4 protein-coding genes are annotated in these 3,800 nt (G+C 49.2%); 3 read left to right on the top strand and 1 reads right to left on the bottom strand.

Annotated elements, in window-relative coordinates:
* Positions 1–83 precede the first annotated feature (83 nt).
* The 3 genes from IM500_RS07705 (at position 84) to IM500_RS07695 (ending at position 3,446) form a co-directional block, all read left to right on the top strand.
* A complete protein-coding gene (locus IM500_RS07705; protein ID WP_190721379.1) occupies positions 84–827 on the top strand; it encodes a DUF561 domain-containing protein in 744 nt (247 codons plus the stop codon).
* 148 nt (positions 828–975) lie between these two features.
* The gene (locus IM500_RS07700; protein ID WP_287738072.1) at positions 976–2,235 is read left to right on the top strand and encodes a dihydrolipoamide acetyltransferase family protein; all 1,260 of its coding nucleotides are present in this window, start codon (positions 976–978) and stop codon (positions 2,233–2,235) included.
* 263 nt (positions 2,236–2,498) lie between these two features.
* Positions 2,499–3,446 carry a PRC-barrel domain-containing protein gene (locus IM500_RS07695; protein WP_061430398.1) on the top strand — a complete coding sequence of 316 codons (948 nt, stop codon included), beginning with the start codon at positions 2,499–2,501 and terminating at the stop codon, positions 3,444–3,446.
* A gap of 163 nt (positions 3,447–3,609) precedes the next feature.
* Here IM500_RS07695 and IM500_RS07690 read toward each other — a convergent pair.
* The coding region (locus tag IM500_RS07690; protein WP_287738071.1) for a DUF29 domain-containing protein at positions 3,610–3,800 on the bottom strand (191 nt) is incomplete at its 5' end.

Here is a 3,800-nt window from a genome sequence, read left to right as displayed (position 1 = left end):
TTTTAGCATATATTTCGTAAATGTGCTAATATTTAACAGTAAAGCCGTCGTAGAACGACGGGGTTTCAGACCCAAAATTTCCGATGATCAATTTTACCTTACAGCAAGCCTTCGCCCGTCGTCATGCCCTGAAAGTGATCAGTGGGTTAAATAATTTCGATCGCTCGCAGGTTCTCTCAGTAGTTAAAGCCGCTACAGCCGGAGGAGCAACTTTTGTCGATATTGCCGCTAATGCTGACCTAATTCGGGCGGTAAAAGCCTTGACAAATTTACCCGTGTGTGTATCGGCCGTCGAGCCAGAATTGTTGCTGATGGCAGTGGCGGCCGGGGCCGATTTAATTGAGATCGGTAATTTCGATAGTTTTTATGCTCAAGGACGCATTTTTGAGGCGGCGGAAGTTTTAGCCCTAACCCGTCAAACTCGCGACTTACTGCCCGAAATTACCCTGTCTGTGACAGTTCCCCATCTGCTGCCCCTCGATGAACAGGTGAGACTAGCGGAAGCTTTAGTTAGTCAGGGTGCTGACATTATTCAAACCGAAGGCGGCACTAGCAGTCAACCCCGTCACGCCGGTATTTTGGGACTGATTGAAAAAGCCGCCCCGACTTTAGCAGCAGCCCACGCTATTTCCCATGCGGTTAAAGTTCCCGTCCTCTGCGCTTCCGGTTTATCGATTGTCACCGCTCCTATGGCGATCGCTGCTGGAGCGGCCGGTATCGGTGTTGGTTCGGCGATCAATCAATTGGATAATGAAGTGGCCATGGTGGCAGCCGTGCGCGGTTTAGTCGAATCTCTGCAAGCACAACCGGTCCATATTGGCAACTAGAACAATTTTTGTCTAGATACGACGGAGAAGGGGCTGTTTTCCCTTCTCTTTTTCCCACTGCTCACTGCTCACTGAAAAGCCCCCCAACCCCATCAACTGTGGTAAAATGCGCTATGGCTCAAAACATTAGAGATAGAAGCACTCCACCATGATTCGAGATATCTTCATGCCCGCGCTCAGTTCCACCATGACCGAAGGAAAAATAGTTTCTTGGGTGAAGTCCCCCGGGGAAAAAGTCAGCAAAGGGGAAACGGTGTTAGTGGTCGAATCCGACAAAGCCGACATGGACGTGGAATCGTTTTATGATGGCTATCTCGCTGTAATTTTAGTCGAAGCTGGCCAGGAAGCACCCGTGGGGGAAGCGATCGCCTATATCGCCGAAACTGAAGCGGAAATTGAACTGGCCAAAGCTCAGGGAAAAACCGCCGCCGCCGCCCCTAGCAAGCCCGTAGAGACCCCAGAAATCGCTCCGCCTCCCGTTTCGATCCCTGTCGCCGCCGTTAAAGATAATGGCCGTTTAGTCGCCTCTCCCAGGGCCAAAAAACTGGCTAAAGAATTAAAGGTGGATCTGAAAACCCTAGTGGGTAGCGGTCCCCACGGACGAATTACCGCCGAAGACGTAGAAAAAGCGACAGGAAAAGTCAGCACCGCCCCCGCGACCGTCATTACTCCCCCGCAACCCGTCAGCGTCCCTGTAGCGGCTCCTAAAGCCCCGATTCCAACCAGCGCCCCGGTCGGTCGGACTGTTCCCCTCACCACTGTGCAAAAAGCCGTCGCTCAGAATATGTCGGTTAGCCTACAGGTTCCCACCTTCCAAGTGGGCTACACTATCACCACCGACCCACTGGATCAACTCTATCAACAGCTAAAATCCAAGGGTGTCACCATGACGGCCCTGTTAGCAAAAGCAGTAGCCAACACCCTCGCTAAACATCCGATCGTTAATGCCAGCTATAGCGACGCAGGAATCCAATACCACGGGGCGATTAACGTGGCCGTAGCCGTGGCTATGCCTGGTGGTGGCTTAATTACGCCGGTTTTGCGCTCTGCTAACCAGATGGATATCTATTCCCTCTCCCGCAGTTGGAAAGATTTAGTCGATCGCGCCCGCAGTAAACAACTGCAACCGGAAGAATATAATAGCGGTACTTTTACCATTTCTAATCTGGGAATGTTCGGAGTCGATCGCTTTACCGCTATCTTACCCCCCAACCAAGGTGCGATCCTAGCCGTGGGTGCTTCCCGTCCCCAAATCGTCGTCAATAAAGATGGTTTATTCGGAGTGCAAAAACAGATGACGGTTAATCTCACCAGTGACCACCGAGTCATCTACGGGGCCGATGCTGCCTCCTTCCTGCAAGACTTGGCTAAACTGATCGAAACTGAGGTGCAGTCCTTAACTATGTAATCAGAATCTAGACAGCAGGAGCCAAGGGAGTTTCTCTCTAGCTCCTGCTTTGTTGTTACTAAAAAAATGTAAAGAATTAGCTAAAATGGGTTTAACCCTATCTATCACCCGAAACTATCGCCCAAACAAGGCCAAAAAAAGTGTTAATCTCAGGGAACTTTAAGATCTAAGCCAATATCGGTAAATTAACCCTCGATCTCGCCCTATATATTAAGCCTACAATAACTCGTTTCCCACGACCTAACGCCTACCCATAGGAAAAAATGATCACAGAGAATAGTCGCTTACGTTCAGAATTTTTAAATACACAGGTTATCACTCGCAATACAGGCAAAAAACTCGGCGTTGTTAAAGATATCCTAGTAGATATCGATCAACGAGAAGTGGTTGCCCTGGGACTCCGCGATAATATCCTCTCCTTGTCGGGAATGCCTCAATATATGTATTTATCGAGCATCAGTCAGACGGGAGACGTGGTTCTCGTTGAAGATGATAACGTCTTGGAATCCGTCGATATCGATGCTTATACTCCCTTAATCGGTAGTGAAGTGATCACGGAAACCGGCGAACCTTTAGGCAAAGTCCGCGATTATCAATTTGATCCCCTTAGTGGTCAATTACATTCCATTGTCATCGCTTCCCTGGGATTGCCTCTTATCCCCGAACAATTGATCAGTACCTACGAAATTGCCATTGAAGAAGTGGTTAGCAGCGGTCCGAATCGCTTAATCGTCTTTGAAGGGGCCGAAGAACGTCTCACGCAGGTTAGTGTGGGGGTTTTGGAACGTTTGGGTATTGGTCGTCCCCCCTGGGAAAGAGAAGAGGAAGAAGCTTATTATACTCCCGCTGCTCGTCCGGAAAATCAGTTAGGTACGGGTATTCCCCTCCGCACTCCCGTTGAGGCCGCTAAACCCGTTGAAGAACGCTGGAGTGAAGACGAATGGGAAAAAGAACCCCTGCGCGCCACTCCCCCACCGCAAAAACGGGCCGAAGCTCGTTATTATGAGGAAGAATACGAGGAAGAAGAAGATAACTGGGGAGAAGCGCGCTCAGAACGCACAGAAAGCTTTTCTCGTCCTCAGTACGACGATTACGAGGATAAGGCCGAGGATGATATGTGGGATGATGACGTGGAACCGGATTACAATCCCCCCCGCGTCAATATCACCGAGAAGAAAAAAGAGAGAATCCCCGAATACGAAGACGGTTAATTCTTGATCATCCCCCTATCCATTAGTTACATCTTTCTTAACATAAAATTTGACAAAAAGAGGAAAGTGTGCTATGTGGCTCAAGGGGGGTTCTCTGGGGGGACTGATTTGATCAGATAGTTTCCCAGTCTGGCTGATATTATTTAACCTTTAATCAGGGCTATCACCGGGGCCACCAATCTTCTATCACCTGCGCGATAGTATAGGGACAAAACTCTGGAAAAATGCTAAGGAATAAACCTGTTTGTTTGGCGGCCTCTCGACGCGCTCTGGTATATTCCTTATCCAAAATTTCTGCGGGATAACCGCGTAAACTGGGACTATCCTCTAATTTGCGACGAATTTGCGATCGCC

The sequence above is a fragment of the Microcystis sp. M179S2 genome (assembly GCF_020245805.1).
Taxonomy (GTDB): Bacteria; Cyanobacteriota; Cyanobacteriia; order Cyanobacteriales; family Microcystaceae; genus Microcystis; species Microcystis aeruginosa.
Note: the sequence above shows the minus strand (reverse complement) of the source record. Positions and strands in the feature narration are given on the sequence as shown.